Below are 18857 nucleotides of genomic sequence, written 5' to 3' on the forward strand. Positions count from 1 at the left end.
GGCCGGGGTGCAAAGCTTTTCATTTCCTCGATGACGTTGACGGAATCCGTATGCGGTCGCATACTCGCGTGCATGCGGCGGGGAGAGATCTTTGCCGGGTATCGCATAGTCGGTGAACTCGGTACGGGCGGGATGGGCGAGGTGTATCTCGCCCGGCATCCTCGGCTGCCCCGGCTGGACGCCGTGAAGGTGTTGTCGGCGAGCGGTGTGGATGACGAGTTTCGGGGGCGGTTCCTGCGCGAGGCCGAATTGGCGTCGCGGCTGCGGCATCCCAATGTGGTGACGATCTATGACCGGGGTGAGTTCGAAGGTCGGCTGTGGATCGCCATGCAATACGTGGAGGGTAAGGACGCCGCGCAGCTGCTGCGCGAGGGCGGCGGGCCGATGCCGATGGAGCGCGCGCTACGCATCATCGACCAGGCGGCACGTGGGCTCGACGCGGCGCATGCGGCGGGGCTGCTACATCGCGATGTGAAGCCCGCCAATATCCTGGTCGGCACCGAGACCGACGGTGTCGAGCGGGTATTGGTGACCGACTTCGGAATCGCCAGGGCGGCAGGGGAATCCGATGGGCTGACCGTCGAAGGCCAGGTGCTGGCGACGATCAACTACGCGTCGCCCGAGCAGCTCTCCGGTGGCAAGGTCGATGCCCGCGCCGATGTCTATGCCCTCGGGTGCACACTGTTTCACCTGGTGACCGGCGCGGTGCCGTTCGCCCGCCGCACGGTCGCCGAGGTGATCTACGCGCATCTGCACGAGCCGCCACCGCGGCCCAGCCTCGTGAACGCCGATCTGCCCGATCACCTCGACGCCGTCGTGGCCCGGGCGATGGCCAAGGATCCGGCCGATCGGTTCGCCAGTTGCGGCGAGCTGGCCGCCGCGGCGGCCGGGATGCCCAGCGGCAGCGTGGATCCACGCACACGACACCGTGGCCGATGGGTGTGGGCCGTGGTCGCGGCCTTGACGCTCACGCTCGTGGCCGTCACCGGAGTCGCCGTGTGGCAATGGAATCGGCCGCACTCCGCCGCGACGGCGGCTGCGCCCACGACGGTGACGCCGACGACCAGCGGTGACTCCGGCCCCTGGGGCGCGTACGGCTTCGTGGTGGATCGTTTCCCGGACCTGTTGCCGCCCAGCCCCGTCGACACCGGCTACCGCGGCATCCGCTGCCTGATCCTGGATTCCACCACCGGGAACGCTCTCACGACGTCCCTGACGCAGCTGCCGGGCGGGTTCGCGCTGCTGAAATGTTCGGGCGACCGCGACCCGCTGTCGGTGCTGTACGTCTCCTGCAATGCCAAGGGCGTGCCGATGCAGCGCCAGGGCGCCGCCTACAACCTGACCACCACCTCCGGAGATGAGCAGTGGCAACGGTCATCCGGCACCGGAGAAGTGAAGTGGGGGTTGATCAATACCGACACCGGGCCGGAAGGCAATCTGATCATCAATTTCGATGATCCCGCGCGCAACTCGTGTGTGCTGCAAGCGACCAGCGATCTGTCATCCCCGCAGGAGCTGCACGACAACTGGTGGCAGCATGCCCCGATCTGACCGGATGCTCGGCTGGGCGGGCGCGTTGACCTGCGTCGCCGCACTCGTGGCGGGTTGCGGCACGATTTCTGGCCGGGCCGAGCCGCATGCCCCGGCGCTCGGCGCACTCGATGTCGGAGCGTATGACACCCACCCGCTGTCCGTGCCCGCCGACGACGACACCGGCTACAGCAGATTGGTCGAATCGGCCCGGCTGTCGGATGTGGTGGTCAATCCCGGCACGCTGCAGTCCGGTCTCACCGATTTTTCGTTCGCGCTGGTGCCGTCCCCGAACCAGACCGTCGGCATTCTCGCCGACGCGGTGCGTCCCGCGCTCACCGCGGACGGCCTGCTGGCCGGGTTCAGCTTCGGCGGACTCGACCGGCCGGATGTCCAGGGCGATCCACAGATCGGTGTCTCGACGGCGCTGCGCATCACCATGCTGCGGATGCGTGACGCCGCAGCCGCACGCGCCGCCGCCGCGGAGATCGACTCCGACGACTTCGCGGTGAACGCCGACAACCGATCCCTCCCGGTGCCGAATCATCCCGACGCACACGCACATTGGCGGCCCGGGGTACCGACGATGGCCGCGACGGTGGCGCACGGCGACTTCGTCGTCACCCTGTTCATCGCCCATCCGACACCCGATTCGCAGGCCATGTCCGATCTCGCTGCGGCGGCCCTCACGGCCCAGCTCGGCCACCTCGACATCTTCGTACCCACTCCGGCGGCCACGCTGACCGCGCTGTCCCTCGACCGCGACGGCATGCTGGCGCGCACGCTGCCCAGCGCATCACGAAAATGGCCGTACCCCAGCGCTGTTCAAGACGCGGTGGGCAAGGTCGCCGGGTGGGGCGGTTTCCGGCGCTCGTCCGGGCTGGTCTACGGGCCGCCGATCGCCGATGCCTGGCTCAATCAGGCGGGCGAGGGCGAGTCGATCCCGGTGGAGCGGCTGGCCATCGTCGACCGGGACGACATGATCCGGCTGCCGGACTCGGGCGCAGCCACGAAGGCGCTGCACAAACTCCTGGCCCGGCTCGCCGCCGCGCAGTTCGAGAGCGTGTCCGCGCCGCCCGGCGTGCCCGACGCCGGATGCTTCCGCAATCCCGCCCAGATCCCCGAAGCGCAGCGCGAACTCCGCTACACCTGCTACGTGCTGGACGGCCGCTACGTGGCGAACGTGCATGGCGCGGACGAGACCACCGTGCATCAGAAGGCCGCGGCGCAATACGCATTGCTCGTCAACAGCAGGTAGGGCCGCATGATCGAACTGCTGCCCGGCAGCGTGGTGGCGGGGTACCGGATCGAACGCAGGCTCGGTTCCGGCGCCGGGGGCACGGTCTACCTCGCCCAGCATCCGCGGCTGCCGCGGCAGGACGCGCTCAAGGTGTTCGCCCCCGCCCGTGACGAGCGTCCGATGCCGCAGGATCGGTTCCTGCGGGAGGCCCGGTTGGCGGCGCAACTGGATCATCCGCATATCGTCGCCGTCTACGACTGCGGCGCCGACGGTGAATTGCTGTGGATCGCCATGCGATTCGTCGACGGCTCCGATGCCGCGGAGTTGATCCGGCAGCATCCCGATGGCTTACCGCCACAGCGGGCACTGAGCATCATCACGCAGGCCGCGCAGGGTCTCGACGCCGCCCATCGCGCCGGGCTCGTCCACCGCGACGTCAAGCCGTCGAATCTGCTGATCGAAGCCGGTGCGAACGAGCACACCCTGGTCTCGGATTTCGGAATCGCCCGCAGCGCAAAGGAACCGCTCGAGACGAGCGCCACCGGAGCGGCGCTGGGCACCTTGGCGTACACCGCGCCCGAACAGTTCCGAGGCGAGCAAGCAGGACCACCCGTCGATGTTTATGCGTTGGGCTGCACCCTGTTTCAGCTACTCACCGGTTCGGTGCCATATGCACGAGAGCTGCCGGCCGCCACCGTTCACGCCCATCTGGCCGCGCCGGTGCCGCGGCCCAGTCGGCGGAATCGTTCGGTCCCGGCGGCGATGGACGCCGTGATCGAACGAGCGCTCGCCAAAGATCCGAAGGACCGGTACGACAGCTGCGGTGCGCTCGCCGCGGCGGCAGCCGCCGCACTCGAATCTGCTGCCGCCATGCCCTGGTACCACCGGAAGGGCGCTCTCGCAGGCATTCTCGCGATGGTCGCGACCCTCGCCGTCGCGGCTGTGATGCTGGCGGTGCACCCCGGCGCGACATCGACCTCGACTGCGCCTCCTGCTTCTCCGCCGAGTCCGACCTGGGGTTCCTACGCGCCGATCGTGGCCAAGTTCCCCCGGCTGCTGCCGACCTCTCCCGATGCGTCGGGCTTCGAGGGTCTGCGTTGCGCGGCAACCGATGTCGGATTGCAGACCGTGCCGTCGAACCAGCCGCTCGGCCCGGACGCCGTCCTCACCTGCTCCGGTGACAACCACCCGGTCGGGACCCTGATGGTCCGCTGTCGACTCGACGGCTCCACACCCTCCTCCGCCGACAGCACCAATCCCGGCGTCTCCTGGACCGCGCAAACCTGGACCCGCGGCACCGGTTCCGGCTCGCTGGCATTCGGTACCGCCACCCCGAACGGGCAGCCCATTGGGCAGTTGGTGATCCGTTTCGACGACCCGGCCCGGGCATCGTGCCTGTTGGCGGTCGCGGGCGGCGGTTCCGGGCGCGAACTCCTCGACACCTGGTGGCCCACCGCCCCGATCTGACTCTGGCAGACTCGCCGCCATGAGCGAGACAGCCCCGGCCCCGATCATCTCCTGCGGCTCCCGCCAACGGCTGCAAGCCGATTCGCATCAACGCGCCGGTCGGCTCGCCGCCGCGCTCGTCGCGGCCGGAATCCGCCCCGGCGACCGCATCGCGGTCATGGCGCGCAACGACATCGAGTTCCTCGAGACATCCCTGGCCGCGGCGACCTGCGGCGCGAACCCGGTGCCGATCAACACTCGCTGGCAGGCACCCGAGGTAGCGCATCTACTCGGCGACGCGGGCGTCAAGCTCGTCGTCGCCCATACCGAGTTCGTGCCGGTCATCGAAACTGCCATCACGACAGCGGATCTCGCACCCGCGATCCTCGAGATCGCCATGCCTCAGTCCCTGCTCGACGCCGCCGCACTCGATCCGGCGCTCGGCCACCCGACCGGACGCCATCCCCTACTCGACGACTGGATCGCCGCCACCCCCGATCCGCTCGGCCACGTCGAAGGCGCCATCGCCGACTCCATGGGACTCATCTACACCTCGGGCACCACCGGTCGCCCGAAAGGCGTACTGCGGCAACGAATGACCCCGCAACAGCTGCTGTCGATCGCCGGTGCCACCGCCCAACGGATGGGTTTGACCCCGGGCGGTCGGATGCTGGTCGCGGGCCCGCTCTATCACACCAGCCCGAACGCGGTGGCCGTCCTGGCCCTGCGGATGGGCACCAATATCACCATCATGCCGCGCTGGAACGCCGAACAGTTCCTCCGCCTCGTCGCCGAGCACCGCATCCAGCACGCCAAGATCGTCCCCACCATGCTGTCGCGCCTGCTCTCCCTGCCCGCGGAAACCAAAGCCCGCTACGACATCTCGAGCCTCACCCACCTCATCCACTCCGCCGCCCCCTGTCCCCCGGCCGTCAAACGCGCCGCCATCGACTGGTTCGGCGATGCCCTCTGGGAGTTCTACGGTTGCAGCGAGGCCGGGGCCATCACCTGGATCAGCGCCGCCGAGTGGGAGAAGAACCCCGGCAGCGTCGGCCGACCGAGTGATGGCTCCGCCGTCACCATCACCGACGCCGACGGCATCGAACTGCGCCCCGGCCAGACCGGCCACGTCTACATCAAGGGCGCGGACTACTGGCCCGCCTTCACCTACCTGAATCGCCCAGCAGCGCAATCGAGCCAGGTCCCTGGCATGATCACTGTCGGAGACCTCGGGTACCTCGACGAGCACGGACACCTCCATCTCACCGGCCGCAGCAGCGAGGTGATCATCTCCGGCGGCGTCAACATCTACCCCGCCGAAATCGAGACGGCCCTCGCCGAACACCCCGCCGTCGAGGACGTCGCCGTCTTCGGCATCCCAGACTTCGACGGCGACCTCGGCGAACGCGTTGCTGCCCATGTCCTCCCCCGCCCCGGCACCACCCTCACCGAGGATGAAATCCGCACCCACCTCACCGGCCGACTCGCCGGTTACAAACTCCCTGCCCTACTCCGCATCGTCAACGACCTCCCGCGCGACGACTCGGGCAAGATCTACAAGCGCCAACTCGCCGCCCTCTACACCTCGTCATCCTCGTCGTCCGGCGCGAGCTGAACCGAAGCGCCAGACGAGCATTGCTGTCACCCAGGCCGCGAGCAGCAAGGCGGCGATGACGAGCCCGAGACGGCCGAAATCGGGGTGGGTGAGCCAGTTCCAGCCGGAGCCCGACCAGCCGAGGGGCGCGGCCAGCAGGGAGAGCAGTTCGATGGTGCCGACGAGGAGGGCGACCACCACCGACAGTGCGGTGACGGTGATGTTGTAGTTGAGCCTGCGGTTGGGTTCGGTGAATGCCCAGCCGTAGGCGACGGTCATGAGTGCGCCGTCGAGGGTGTCGAGGAGGGTCATGCCTGCGGCGAAAAGGACTGGCAGGCAGAGGATCGCGTACCAGGGCAGGCCCGCCGCGCCACCGGCTCCGGCCAGTACCAGCAGGGCCACCTCGGTGGCGGTATCGAAGCCCAGGCCGAACAGCAGGCCGATGGGGTACATCTGCCAGGGGCGGCGGATCGACGTCATCACCGGCGCGAGGATCCGGTTGATCACGCCCCGCCGGGCGAGTTGACGTTCGAGCGCGGTGTCGTCGGTGGACGCGCGGCGGCGGGCCCGCGCAAGGCCCACCAGCACAATGAGATTGATGGCCGCCAAGAGCAACAGGAATCCGCCGGAGATGCCCGCGCCGATCGGACCCGCGTAGCGGTGCAGGGCCGAGGAGTCGTTCTGGACGGGGCCGACCAGGGCACGCACGCCGAACGACAGGGCCAGGGCCAGCGCGAAGACGACGGTCGAATGGCCCAGGGAGAAGAAGAATCCCACCGACAGTGGTCGCTGGCCGTCGTTCATCAGCTTGCGGGTGGTGTTGTCGATCGCGGTGATGTGATCGGCGTCGAAGGCGTGCCGCAGGCCCAGGGTGTAGGCGGTCAGACCGAGGCCGATGCCGAAGGCCCGATCCCCGACGGCGAGGTGCTGTGGTGCGACGACGACGATCAGTGTCGCCCAACCCACGACGTGGAGAAGCACGATGGCCGCTGCCAGCACGGAGATGTGTGCGAGCCGACCGCGCTGCGGGGCACGCGGCGGGTCGAGTCGGGGGTCGCGAATGGTCGAGCTCACGGGCCGGCCAGCCGTTCGTTCGTGACCGCGATCTGATGGTCGGTGGAGGCGGTGAGCGCGGCGGCCTGGGCGGGTAGCAGGCGCCCGCACAGGCGATCCCAGTGCAGGGCGACAACATCACCGACCGCCACGTCGGGCAGCGCGGAGTAGCCGTCGTGCTGGATCGGGATGCGCCGGTTCCCGGGTCCGGACAGCCCTAGAGTCCGCCCGTCCCAGGTCAATCGGCGGCAGCGGACCACAATGTCGGACCCGGTCCGATCGACGACCGCAGCCCGGGTGATCCGGCAGCTGTCGAGGATGCGCAGCGCCTGATCGTCATTGGCCGCGCCGAGCAGCCGCGTCCACGGGTACACGCCGAAGACGTGGAAGCTGTGGTTGGGTGCGGCCTCGGCGGCCAGTTCGGGGGTCAGGTGCGACCAGTAGTGTCCGGCGATCGGCCCGATGAGGCCCAGCAGAGCCGTCGCGAAGTCCGCCGGATCGAGGCCCGCCCCGACTCCCCCACCGAGCCAATAGGATTCGACGAGCCGCCCGTCGAGCGGATCCTCGATGCCGGTGAGCGTGGCCATGACGCGCAGATACGGCCACGCCCCGGAGAATCGGGGCGCGGCCGCCCGCACCGCCGCGCTCGACCCCGAGCGCAGCGCGTCGTCGTGCGGTCCGCAGTAGCCCAGCGCGTTCGGCGCGTACGCGTAGCGCGCGAACATCTCGGTCCCGTCGACGCGGACCGGGTCCAGCCCGACTATGCCATCACCTCCCGATCTCGCGGCGGCGCGCGAATCTCCTTCCACCTCAGCAGATTCTGGGCAGCTGTTCCCCGGCCGGCAGGTCCACCACGCGGGTGCCGCCGAGCGCGGTGCGCGCCACCACCATGCCGGGATGCTCGGGCACGCAGTGACCGATGACGGCGGCGCGGGCCCCGAGCGGGTGGGCGTGCATGGCGGCCAGCACCCGCTCGGCATCCTCGGGAGCGACGAAGGCGACCAGCTTGCCCTCGTTGGCGACATACATCGGGTCGAGCCCGAGCAGCCCGCATGCGTCGCGGATCTCCGGCGGGATGGGAATGGTCCTCTCATCCAGTGCCACACCGACTTTCGCGGTGTGTGCGATCTCGTTCAGGGAGGCGGCCAGGCCGCCGCGGGTGGGGTCGCGCAGCACGTGCAGGTCGGCCCCGGTGGCGATCATGGCGGCAACCAAACCGTGCAGCGGCGCGGTGTCGCTGCACACGGTGGTCCCGAATTCGAGTCCTTGGCGGCAACTGAGCACCGCCACCCCGTGCAGCCCGATATCCCCGCTGACGATCACCACGTCGCCGACACTCGCCCGCTGCGGCCGGATGTCGACGCCGTCGTCGATCACGCCGATCCCGGCGGTGTTGATGTACACCCGGTCGCCGTGCCCGGCGTCGACCACCTTGGTGTCGCCGGTGACGAGGCTGACGCCCGCCGCCAGCGCCGCGGTGCCCATCGCCCCGGCGATCTGAGCGATCTCGGCCAGCGGCGTGCCTTCCTCGAGGATGAACGCGGTGGACAGCGCGAGCGGCCGCGCCCCGGACATGGCCAGGTCGTTGACCGTGCCGTTGACGGCGAGGTCACCGATCGAGCCACCCGGAAACACCATGGGCTTCACCACGAACGAGTCGGTGCTGAAGGCGAGTCGAGCCGTGCCGACGGTGAGCACCGCCGAGTCGCCCATCCCCGCCTGTCCGGCCGCGCCGAAGGCGGGCAGGAACAGGTGCTCGACCAGTTCCCCCGACATGGCGCCGCCACCGCCGTGCCCCATGACGATATTCGGGGAATCCCGCAACGGCATGGGGCACACCCAGTTCGCCAGGTCCACCGGGACCGAGATCTCCTCACGCATGAGCCACCTCCGCGGGCAGGTCCAGCCGCCGGTACAGGTAGTAGGCGGCGCACGCGCCCTCCGAGGACACCATGGTGGCGCCCAACGGATTTCGGGGCGTGCATTCCTTGCCGAAGGCCGCGCACTCGTGCGGTTTGATCAGCCCCTGCAAGACCTCGCCGGAGCGGCAGATCGAGGATTCGGCGGTGTGCATGTCCTTGACCGCGAAGCGGTGTTCGGCGTCGAATTCGCGGTAGCGCGGCGAGAGCTGCCATCCGCTCTGCGGGATGACGCCGATGCCGCGCCAGGCCCGATCGGTGACCTCGAAAACATCCTCCAGCATGGTCTTGGCGACCGGGTTGCCTTCTGCGGCAACCGCTCTGGTGTAGGCGTTCTCGACCTCGTGGCGTCCGGACTCGAGCTGCAACACCGTGCGCCGGATGCCTTCGAGGATGTCGAGCGGCTCGAATCCGGTGACCACCACCGGAACCCGGTATTTCTCGGCCAGCGGCGGGTATTCGCCGGTTCCCATCACCGTGCAGACGTGCCCGGCGGCCAGGAACGCCTGTACCCGGCAGGACGGGGATTCCATGATGGCGGCGATGGCGGGCGGCACCAGCACATGCGACACCAGCAGCGAGAAGTTGTGCACCCCGAGCCGTTTCGCCTGGTAGACGGTCATGGCATTGGCGGGTGCGGTGGTCTCGAAGCCGATCCCGAAGAACACCACCTGCCGATCCGGATTGGCCCGCGCCAGCTCCAGCGCGTCCAGCGGCGAGTACACCACGCGGACGTCGCCGCCCTCGCTCTTGACGCGGAACAGGTCCTTGCTGCTGCCCGGCACCCGCAGCATGTCACCGAAGGAGCAGAAGATCACGCCGGGCTGGGCGGCAATGTCGAGCGCCTTGTCGATCATCCCCAGTGGGGTGACGCAGACCGGGCAGCCGGGCCCGTGGATCATCTCGATGGTGTCGGGTAGCAGTTGATCGATGCCGTGCCGGATGATCGAATGCGTCTGCCCGCCACAGACTTCCATGATCGACCAGCGACGGGTGGCGCTGCCGCGGATGCGGTCGAGAAGTATCCCGGCCAGCTCCGGGTTGCTGAATTCGTCGAGGTACTTCACGACGTCACCTCCGGTTGATCGGATTGTTGCGCTGTTCTCGGTTGCGCTGCTTCGGGATTCGCCAGTCCGGCCTGTTTGGCTGCGATCGCGAATCCGTCACCGAATTCCTCCTTCAGCACACCGAGATGTTCGAACTCGGCGAGGGTGCGCATGGCCGATTCCTCGTCGAGGCGCTGAATGGCGAAACCGACGTGGACCACGACGTAGTCGCCGACCGCCGCGTCGGGGATGTATTGCAGGCAGACATCCTTCTGCACGCCGCCGAAGTCGACGATCGACATCAGCGTGCCATTGCGTTCCTGCAGGCTGAGTACCTTTCCCGGGACTGCCAGGCACATTCGCTGCTCCCTTCGCTCAACCCGCCTCGGCGGCGAGTAATTGCCCGAATGCCAGGCCGCCGTCGTTGGGCGGCAGCCGATGTGCGGTGAAGACGTGAAACTCGTTGTCCAGCAGCAGCGCCCGTGCTGCGGATAGCAGCAGCGCGTTCTGGAAGACGCCGCCGGTGAGCACGATCGGCGTGGCCGGTGCGGCGTAGGTGACGGCCAGGTCGAGCACCAGCCGGGCCACCGCCTCGTGGAAGCGGGCGGCGATCACACCTACCGGAACGTGGTCGCGGACATCGGAGATCACGGCGGCGACCACCGGGGCGGGGTCGATCCCACCGGGAAGGGGGTCGATCGCACCCGGTGCGTCGCCGTCGAACCCCCGAGCCGGTACCGGGAAGCGATAGCGCCGATCACCCGGATCCTCGCCGCGCGCCCGCCATTCCAGTTCAATGGCCGCCTGCGCCTCGTAGTCGACCTCGAACCGCACCCCCGCCAGCGCGGCGACCGCGTCGAACAGCCGTCCCATGCTCGAGGTAGGCGCGCAGCCGAAGCCGGTGTCGAGTTGGTGCGCGAGCACCGAGCGTTCGGCGGGCGGGCACGCCCGTACCGCCGGAATGTCGTCGGCCCAGTCGATTCCGGCGGCACGCAGGTGCGCCAACGCCATCCGGTACGGGCGGCGCACACTGACATCGCCACCCGCCAGCGGCACGTACCGCAGGTGCGCCAGCCGCCGGTAGCCCTTGTATCCGGCACTGAGCACCTCACCGCCCCAGATCGCGCCGTCGGGACCGAATCCGGTGCCGTCGAAGGCGATTCCGAGGACGGTCACGGCCGGATCAATCCCGTGCTCACCCATGACGGCGGCGATATGCGCATGATGGTGCTGCACTGCGCGCACCGGCCGCTCCCCCGCGTGCTCGCGCGCCCAGGCGGTGGAACGGTAGCGCGGATGCGCGTCGGCGGCCAAGGCCACCGGGCGTACCCCGGTCAGTTCCTCCAAGTGGGTCTCGGCATCGGTGAACGCCCGCAAGGTCGCCAGATCGTCCATATCACCGATGTGCTGGCTCAGCCAGGCGTACCGCCCATCCCCGACCGCGCAGGTGTTCTTGAGGTCCGCGCCCACCGCGAGCGTGGGCTGCACCGGCCACGGCAACGCCAGCGGCAATGGCGCGTACCCGCGAGAGCGACGCAGCGGCAACTCGATTCCGTCCACCACCCTGACCACGGAGTCATCGCAGGGCACGAGAATCGGCCGATCATGAGCCAGCCATGCGTCTGCCAGCCCGGTGAGTCGCGTCCGCGCGTCCTCGTCGTCGTAGCAGATCGGTTCACCGCCCAGATTGCCCGACGTCATGACGAGCACCTGCGGCCCCGGCTCGTCGCCGGTCAGCCCGAACAGCAGCAGATGCAACGGCGTGTAGGCGATCATGACGCCCAGGTCCGGATTGCCCGGTGCGACGGACGCGGCCAACATGCCGAGTTCTGCCGCACCCGAGTGAGTTCCGGACACGAGGGGCCTGCTCGCATGCGGTTGCGGGCCGTCCCCTTCCGACGGCCACCCACGTGGAGCCACTGCACCGAGGCGGGGAAGCAGCACGATGGGGCGCGCGGGGCCGGTCAGTAGCGTCGCCGCAGTCTCATCGATGACCGCGATCCGGCGGGCGGTGGCCAGGTCCGGGGTCATGACGGCGAAAGGCTTGTCGCCGCGATGTTTCCGGCGGCGCAGTTCGGCGACGGCGGACTCGGCGGCGGCGTCGCAGGCGAGGTGATAGCCGCCGATGCCCTTGACCGCGAGAATTCCTCCGGCGCGCAACAGTTCCCGGGCCGCCGCGAGCGGATCTCCGCCGCCCGGCCCGATATACGACAGTCGCGGCCCACAGTCGGGGCAGGCGATGGGTTGGGCGTGGAAGCGGCGGTCGGCCGGGTCGGCGTATTCGGCCGCGCAGCGCGCGCACATCGGGAATCCCGCCATGCTGGTGCGATCGCGGTCGTAGGGCAGGCTCGCGATGATGGTGAAGCGGGGACCGCAGTTGGTGCAGTTCACGAACGGGTGCCGGTAACGCCGGTTGCCCGGATCGCACAGATCCGCCACGCAGTCGGCACAGATCGCCACATCCGGTGAAGCCAGGGTGCGCCCCGCCCCGCCGCGTGTGGTGGCGGCGATATGGAAGCCGGTACCGCCGCGCACCGCCAGCGGCTCGCATTCGATGCCTTCGACGACCGCCAGCGGCGGCGGCCGGGTCTCGACCCGGCGCACGAACTCGTCGAGATCGGCTGGCGTGCCCTCGATTTCGATGATCACGCCCCCGCTGTCGTTCGAGACGGCACCGGTGAGCGAGAGCTCGGCCGCGGTGGTGTACACGAAGGGCCGGAACCCGACGCCCTGCACCACACCGCGCACCACCACCCGGCGGCGTTCACGCCGGGCCGCCGCAGCTACCCGGGCGTTCACGGCGCATCTCCCTGCCGCAACAGTCGCAACCCGTCCATGGCCGCGGCCGCACCGGCCGCGTCCGTCTTCTCGAGGGCCAGGCCCATGTGAATGACCACCCAGTCACCGGGTCGCGCCCGATCCGGTTCCAGCAGACCGACATTCACCTTGCGGCGCTCACCGGACACGTCCACCAGCGCGATCTGATCGTGGTATCCGTCGAGGATCTCCACGACCTGGCCGGGTATTCCGAGGCACATCGTTCAGCCCTCCTGCCGCGCAAGCAGCTCTGCCAGCACGGTGCCGACGGCGTCGACCGCCGCGGGCACGGCGGCGGCGACCGGTTCGGTCAGTCCCATGGCCTCGGCCACGGATCCGACCTGGCATCCCACCACGACGGTGGGCGGCACCGTCCCGCCCAGTGCCCGGACCGTCCGGAAGACGGCGTCCGGGGTCATGGCGTGACCGTCGAATCCGGCCGCGTCGCTGTCGGGTTCGGCGCGCAGGATCTCCACCCGGCCCGGTGTGCCGCGATCGGGGATGGCGTCCACCAGCACCAGGGCGTCCCAGCCATCGAGCAGGTCGTAGGCCAGGTGCATGCCGCGGATCCCGTAGTCGGTGACGCGCACGCCCTCGGGCCGGGCGGGCGGCAGCCGCCGCACCACCTCCGGTCCGAATCCGTCGTCGCCGAGGAAGATATTGCCGATCCCGGCGACCAGCACCCGTGTCGTGCGATCACCCGCTCACATGTGCCGGATGCGGAAGTACCTGCGGATATCCGGGATCGACAGCATTCCGACAACGACCGCGAACGCCGCGATCACAGCGACGATCACCGTCGCGATGATTCCTACCGTGGCCATGTCCGGCCTTCCTTTCACTCGGGTGAGCCGTCCAGCGGCTCGATCTCGTCGGGGGCGAAATACAGGTAGCGGCCATACCATTCGTGCAGTTCGGCCGCGGGGTCGTCGTCGGCGACCACCCCGATGTGCACATCGCCGTCCACGTCCTCGTGCACGGTGACAACGTGGGCGGTGCGGCCCGCGTAGAACAGATCCTGGGCGTCGGCGCGACGCGCGGGGCGCAACCGCACCCGGCTGCCCTTGCGGACCAGCGTCCCGGCGACCAGCACGCCGTCGGTGTCGGGGCGAACCGCGTTGTCGGCCAGCGGATCCCACCAGTCGACACCGTCCGGCACCGCGGGCAGGATGCGGGACGGCGACGCGGATTCGCGAAGCACCCCGTGCAGGCTGTCCAAGCGACCGGCATCCAAGCCCTCGCAGCGGTCGATGATCTCGGCGGCCAGCGGATCGGTGGCGCGGGCTTCGCGCTTCTCCTCGTCGGTCATGGTCAGCACGCGCAGCGCGAGGATCTCGTCGATCTCGGTCGAGTCGAACAACGGGCCTTCGCTCTGGGTGGCGATCTCCGGGTGGTCGTAGAGGATGATCGGCGAGACCAGCAGCAGGCCGGATTGATCGGGCGGGCCCGCGAGCACGGGGAAACAACGGTGCTGCACACAGCCGTCGGCGACCCGGATCGCGTCCGGGGGTGGATCGGTGAGCGAGAGGAAGTCGCCGTCGTCGAGTTCGGCGATCAGATGCGCGCCCAGCAGCGAGCGCGCCACCGCATCGTCCTTGCTCACGGCGACCGGACCGGTGTTGCGCAGCACCACGCTCACCCGCCGGTAGCCGTCGATCTCCTGCACCGACACTTCGAGCTCGCCGCTCAGCGACCGCCGGGTGCGCACCAGCCGTCCGACCTGGCCGCCGGTCTGGTCATGGAGTGTCTCGACCTCACGAGAACCAGCCACGGCAAAGGGAAAGACGGTGTGCGCCAGCGGTATCGGACCGGTGTCGATCTCGCATTCGGCGGCCTCGTCCCAGCTCAGCCAGGAGCCTCCGGCGGCGTGGAGCTCGGCGACCGGAGCACCGGCGGCATTCTCGACCGTGCGGCGCTGCAGGTGCAGGAACCGGATCGCGATGCTGATCCGCGCGGTCGCCGGGGCGTCCACGGGGAATTCGGTCACCAGCGTCGACTCCTCGCCCAGTCCGGAGGTGGCCGCGCCCGGCGGGCCGAGCACCCCGAACTGCCAGCGGCACACGTTCTTTCGCGCGCTGGCCCGGTACGGGTAGAGCAGATACCCCTCGTAGAGCACCGCGTCGGCGACCGCGCGCGCCGCTGCCCGGGCCGCGTCGGCGCTCATCACGGGCTCCCCTTGTCAGCGGTGGCCAGCAGGTCGCGCACGGCTTGGTCGTAGTCGAGCAGCCCGCGGCCGGTCTTGAACGCGGTCAACGCGTCCAGGGTTTCCTGGGAGAGCCGCACCCAGCCCGCGTGCGGGTAGTGCGCGGCCATCAGGTCACGCCACACCGACACCGGCATGTCGAATTTGTCGTCGCGGTCCCACGGCACCTGCTGCACCGCGAAACCCGTTTCGCCCCTGATGAAGACGGTGCCGCTGAACAGGAACGACAACGGCACCGTGCCGTCGCGCAGGGCGTGCAGATACTTCGAGCCCGCGACCTCGAGGTCATAGGTGCACGGCATCGGCAGATCCACCTCGGTGCCGCCGCCGTTGAACCCGGGAACCAGGGTGGTGCAATGCATCCAGAGGAATGAGCGCTGAGTGTCGTACCAGCGCTCGCGGGGGCCGAACAGATCCGCCAGGCCCGCGCCTTCGTCATCGGTGTACGAGCGCCGGTTCGGGTCGATGCGCACCTGGGCGCGCAGCGCGATGGCGTGCACCGGCTCCTCGACCAGCGCCGCTATCCCGACCCGCGCGGTCAGGGTCGGGGTCACCGCGTACGGTTCGGGCCGGATGCCCATGACCGCGAAGGTGATCGAGTACGCCGGGCTCACGGCGCGCTCCCGGAGGCACGGGCGCGGGCGGTCATGGCGGCGAGGAATTCCTCGATGTAGCGCCGGGCGTCCTGGCCGCCGTCGAAGCCGCGCCACAGCAGCCGCATGCGGCCGACGAACTCGTAGCAGGCGTCGATGGGCAGCAGCAGACAGGTAGGGTCGCCGCCGCGTTCGGGCATGCGGAACAGCAACGCCTCGACGTCGGGGGCGGCTTGCGCGAGTTGTGGGTGTCGTTCCAGAATCTCGCTCCACTGTTGCAGCGGCAGTTCGGATTCCGTGGCTCCGGCCGGGCCGGGGTAGAAGGCCACCGTGCGCTCGAGCGCCGAATTGTGAAAGAAGAACGCCAAGCCCACCGGGATCTGCAGGGCATCCCATTCGCTCGGCCCGATCCGCACGTCGGGGAAGGTCAGCACGCGGTCGGGCACCGCGCGATAGCGCAATGCCGCGTCGCGATCGGTGAACAGCAGATAGCACGGTCGGCAGACGCACATGAGCTGTCGGCCTTCGATATTCACGACGTGGCTGTGCGCGTCGGCGATGGGTTCGGCGCACATCTCGCAGCGTTCACCGGCCGGGCTCGGGGCGGGCCGGGTGTTCGCGAGCCTGCGCAGCACGCCGAAGGTCGGGTTCATCCGGCGACCTCCACCGGCACCGCGACTTCGGGTGTGCCCGAACGCATCAGCACGGGCAGGGGCTCCAGGTGCCCGTCGCCGTCGAGACGCGCGCCCGCGTGGACCGCGTCGAAATGCGCCCGGCAAGTCGGGCAGCGCAGCACGGCATCGCCGATCGCGTGCCCGGGTCGCCGGTGCAGGACCGCCCCGGCCATCGAATTCCCGCAGGACGGACAGTGATCGCGGTAGACGAACAGTTCGTCGCCGACCCGGCAGGCCAGCACCGCCGTACCGGCCAGGGCGAAACCACCCACCTCGCCGGTGCCGAGCTGCGCCAGTTCCGGTGCGCCGATCCAGGTTCCGCCGTGATGGCCGTTGCCATTGCCACCGCCATTGCCGTGCACGCGGGCCAGTAGCGAGTCGGCCGGGATCAGCTTGGGACTCGAATCCGCCTCGGTCGCAACCACTTCGATCGTCTCGATCTCGGGCGCGGCGGCCCGCACCGCATCCTCGACCGCCAATTCGAGGGTGACCGACGAGGAGGGACACGTACGGCAGCTGCCGCTGAAAGCCAGCCGCACCACGCCGTCGGTCACCTCCAGCACGTCAACGTCACCACCGTGCGAGCCCAGATAGGGGCGCACCCCGTCCAGGGCGGTCCGCACCCGGGTGACCGCGTCGTGGGGATGCAGTCCGTGCACCAGCAGCAGGCTCGCCACGAGTTCGTCGTGGGCCAGCTGCTCGACCGCCTCCGGGTCGAGCAGTCGCATAATCCGTTCCAGCCCAGCGCCGTACAGACCGACCACCTCACCGACCAGCTGTTCGGCTCGCTCCCGCGCGGCAGCCCCGGAGGCGGAGCTGGCACCCAGCAGGGTGTCGATCCGCTCACCGGCGCCGCGCCAGTGATCCGGCTCCGGAGCCTCGTGGTCGTCGGGTCGCTGGTTCACCGCGCTCGCCTCCCGTATCCCGGCCCGGCCGCTATTCGGCGGTCAATGCCTGGGTGGGTGAGTGCAGCAATTGCAAGGACTTTCCACCGCCCAGATACATGTGCACGCCGCACGGCAGGCAGGGATCGAAGCTGCGCACGGTGCGCATGATGTCGATGCCCTTGAAGTGTTCGCGATCGTTCTCCTCGAAGATCGGCTGACCCTGGACCGCGTCCTCGTACGGCCCCGGGGTACCGAAGCTGTCGCGTGGGTTGGCATTCCAGGGTGTGGGTGGATACGGGTGGTAGTTGGCGATCTTGCCGTCGCGGATCACCATGTGATGCGACAGCACCCCGCGTACCGCCTCGGTGAAACCGCACCCGATGCCCTCGTCGGGCACCTCGAACGGCTCCCAGGTCTTGGTGCGCCCGGCCCGGATCTCCGCCAGCGCCTGCTCCGCGAAGTGCAGCGCACACGCCGCCGCGTACGCCTGGAAGTAGGTGCGCGCCCGGTTGCGTTCGATGGTGTTGCTGCCGAAAGCCGGTATCTTCCATTCGAATTCGACCGGACCCTTGAGGGCGGTCTTGGGCAGGTTGATCTGCACGCTGTGCCCGGTGGACTTCACATAGCCGATGTCGACCAGCCCGGCCAGGGCCGTCGACCACAGCCTTGCCAGGGGTCCGCCGCCGGTGTCGAGGGCCAGATGGTCCTTGCCGTCGAACCAGCGTGGCGACATCACCCAGCTGTACTTGTCCTCGAGGTCGCGCTTCTGCGGCTTGGGGTTGGTGTGCTGGTTCCAGGGGTGACGACGGTCCACCGGATTGCCCAGCGGATCGTGCGTGACGAACATTTCCTGGTCGGTCCAGTCGTCGTAATACGAACTGCCCAAAAGGATTCGGATGCCGAGGTTGATGTCCACCAGCGAGTGGGTGACGAGCTTGCCGTCCACCACGATGCCGGGGGTCACGAACATCGCGTTGCCCCAGTTCTCCATGTCCTTGTAGGCGAAGTTGCACACCTCCGGGTCCTGGAAGGAGCCCCAGCAGCCCAGCAGGGTGCGGCGCAATCCGACCTTGTCGTAGCCCGGCAGCGCCTCGTAGAAGAAGTCGAACAGGTCGTCGTGCATCGGCACGACCTTCTTCATGAATTCGACGTAGCGCATGAGACGCGACATGTAGTCGGTCATCAACTGGATGGTGGCCACCGTGCCCACCCCGCCGGGGTACAGCGTGGACGGGTGCACGTGCCTGCCCTCCATGAGGCAGAACATCTCTCGCGTGTACCGGCTGACCTGCAGGGCCTCGCGATAGAACTCGCCGGTGAAGGGGTTGAGCGCGCGCATGATGTCGGCGATGGTGCGATAGCCGTGCGCCTGCATGTGCGGGGCCTCGGTCTTCTCGGCCATGGCCAGCACGCTCGGGTTGGTCTCGGCGACCATCTTCTCGCAGAAGTCCACCCCGACCAGGTTCTCCTGGAAGATGTTGTGGTCGAACATGTACTCGGCGGCCTCGCCGAGGTTGACGATCCACTCGCCCAGGTGCGGCGGCTTCACCCCGTAGGCCATATTCTGGCAGTAGCACGAACAGGTGGCGTGGTTGTCGCCGCAGATGCCGCAGATGCGGCTGGTGATGAAGTGCGCGTCGCGGGGATCCTTGCCGCGCATGAAGATCGAGTAGCCGCGGAAGATCGAGGAGGTGCTGTGGCACTCGACCACCTCCCGATTCTCGAAGTCGATCTTGGTGTAGATGCCCAGACTGCCGACGATGCGGGTGATCGGATCCCACGCCATCTCGACGAGGGCGTCCGGTTCGATCTTGCGGTGTGACGGTTGGGGAATGATCTCGGTCATCGGATTGCC

Annotated in this window: 18 protein-coding genes; 4 read left to right on the top strand and 14 right to left on the bottom strand. The window is 68.8% G+C overall.

Annotated elements, in window-relative coordinates:
- Nucleotides 1–72: 72 nt before the first annotated feature.
- The 4 genes from ACYVN4_RS08255 to ACYVN4_RS08270 are packed head-to-tail and all read left to right on the top strand — an operon-like array spanning nt 73 to nt 5831.
- On the top strand, nt 73–1551 hold the full coding sequence (locus ACYVN4_RS08255) for a serine/threonine-protein kinase (protein ID WP_460718891.1): 1479 nt from the start codon (nt 73–75) through the stop codon (nt 1549–1551).
- Nucleotides 1538–2788: a DUF7373 family lipoprotein gene (locus tag ACYVN4_RS08260; RefSeq protein ID WP_460718893.1), complete on the top strand. Its 1251-nt coding sequence runs from the start codon at nt 1538–1540 to the stop codon at nt 2786–2788. The genes ACYVN4_RS08255 and ACYVN4_RS08260 overlap by 14 nt, the downstream gene beginning before the upstream one ends.
- Before the next feature lie 6 nt (nt 2789–2794).
- Complete coding sequence (locus ACYVN4_RS08265; protein ID WP_460718895.1) at nt 2795–4237, top strand: serine/threonine-protein kinase; 1443 nt, start codon at nt 2795–2797, stop codon at nt 4235–4237.
- A gap of 19 nt (nt 4238–4256) precedes the next feature.
- Nucleotides 4257–5831 carry an AMP-binding protein gene (locus ACYVN4_RS08270; RefSeq protein WP_460718897.1) on the top strand — a complete coding sequence of 525 codons (1575 nt, stop codon included), beginning with the start codon at nt 4257–4259 and terminating at the stop codon, nt 5829–5831.
- On the opposite strand, the gene nicT is transcribed toward ACYVN4_RS08270, so the two are convergent.
- The 14 genes from nicT to ACYVN4_RS08340 are packed head-to-tail and all read right to left on the bottom strand — an operon-like array spanning nt 5805 to nt 18848.
- Nucleotides 5805–6872 (bottom strand): Nickel transporter NicT, encoded by a 1068-nt coding sequence (nicT, locus tag ACYVN4_RS08275; protein ID WP_460720523.1) that lies wholly within the window; start codon nt 6870–6872, stop codon nt 5805–5807. The two genes, ACYVN4_RS08270 and nicT, sit on opposite strands and share 27 nt — an antisense overlap.
- Before the next feature lie 8 nt (nt 6873–6880).
- On the bottom strand, nt 6881–7618 hold the full coding sequence (locus ACYVN4_RS08280; RefSeq protein ID WP_460720525.1) for a DUF6390 family protein: 738 nt from the start codon (nt 7616–7618) through the stop codon (nt 6881–6883).
- 55 nt (nt 7619–7673) lie between these two features.
- The gene (gene hypE, locus ACYVN4_RS08285) at nt 7674–8744 is read right to left on the bottom strand and encodes a hydrogenase expression/formation protein HypE (RefSeq protein WP_460718900.1); all 1071 of its coding nucleotides are present in this window, start codon (nt 8742–8744) and stop codon (nt 7674–7676) included.
- Entirely contained in the window at nt 8737–9849 is a 1113-nt protein-coding gene (gene hypD, locus ACYVN4_RS08290) for a hydrogenase formation protein HypD (protein WP_460718902.1), read from the bottom strand. Before hypD ends, hypE begins: the two co-directional genes overlap by 8 nt.
- Complete coding sequence (locus tag ACYVN4_RS08295) at nt 9846–10187, bottom strand: HypC/HybG/HupF family hydrogenase formation chaperone (RefSeq protein WP_460718904.1); 342 nt, start codon at nt 10185–10187, stop codon at nt 9846–9848. The genes hypD and ACYVN4_RS08295 overlap by 4 nt, the downstream gene beginning before the upstream one ends.
- 16 nt (nt 10188–10203) lie before the next feature.
- On the bottom strand, nt 10204–12627 hold the full coding sequence (locus ACYVN4_RS08300; protein WP_460718906.1) for a carbamoyltransferase HypF: 2424 nt from the start codon (nt 12625–12627) through the stop codon (nt 10204–10206).
- Nucleotides 12624–12866 carry a HypC/HybG/HupF family hydrogenase formation chaperone gene (locus ACYVN4_RS08305; protein WP_460718908.1) on the bottom strand — a complete coding sequence of 81 codons (243 nt, stop codon included), beginning with the start codon at nt 12864–12866 and terminating at the stop codon, nt 12624–12626. The genes ACYVN4_RS08300 and ACYVN4_RS08305 overlap by 4 nt, the downstream gene beginning before the upstream one ends.
- 3 nt (nt 12867–12869) lie before the next feature.
- The gene (locus ACYVN4_RS08310) at nt 12870–13328 is read right to left on the bottom strand and encodes a hydrogenase maturation protease (protein ID WP_460718910.1); all 459 of its coding nucleotides are present in this window, start codon (nt 13326–13328) and stop codon (nt 12870–12872) included.
- Between the two features lie 21 nt (nt 13329–13349).
- Complete coding sequence (locus ACYVN4_RS08315; protein ID WP_460718912.1) at nt 13350–13469, bottom strand: DUF6893 family small protein; 120 nt, start codon at nt 13467–13469, stop codon at nt 13350–13352.
- Nucleotides 13470–13483: 14 nt separating this feature from the next.
- Nucleotides 13484–14809: a hypothetical protein gene (locus ACYVN4_RS08320; protein ID WP_460718914.1), complete on the bottom strand. Its 1326-nt coding sequence runs from the start codon at nt 14807–14809 to the stop codon at nt 13484–13486.
- Nucleotides 14809–15462 carry a DUF6084 family protein gene (locus tag ACYVN4_RS08325; protein WP_460718916.1) on the bottom strand — a complete coding sequence of 218 codons (654 nt, stop codon included), beginning with the start codon at nt 15460–15462 and terminating at the stop codon, nt 14809–14811. The genes ACYVN4_RS08320 and ACYVN4_RS08325 overlap by 1 nt, the downstream gene beginning before the upstream one ends.
- Nucleotides 15459–16094, bottom strand: a complete 636-nt coding sequence (locus ACYVN4_RS08330; RefSeq protein ID WP_460718918.1) for a DUF5947 family protein — start codon at nt 16092–16094, stop codon at nt 15459–15461. The genes ACYVN4_RS08325 and ACYVN4_RS08330 overlap by 4 nt, the downstream gene beginning before the upstream one ends.
- Nucleotides 16091–17020, bottom strand: a complete 930-nt coding sequence (locus ACYVN4_RS08335; protein WP_460718920.1) for a NifU family protein — start codon at nt 17018–17020, stop codon at nt 16091–16093. The genes ACYVN4_RS08330 and ACYVN4_RS08335 overlap by 4 nt, the downstream gene beginning before the upstream one ends.
- Before the next feature lie 31 nt (nt 17021–17051).
- The gene (locus ACYVN4_RS08340; RefSeq protein ID WP_460718921.1) at nt 17052–18848 is read right to left on the bottom strand and encodes a nickel-dependent hydrogenase large subunit; all 1797 of its coding nucleotides are present in this window, start codon (nt 18846–18848) and stop codon (nt 17052–17054) included.
- Nucleotides 18849–18857 lie beyond the last annotated feature (9 nt).

The organism is Nocardia heshunensis (assembly GCF_054782115.1).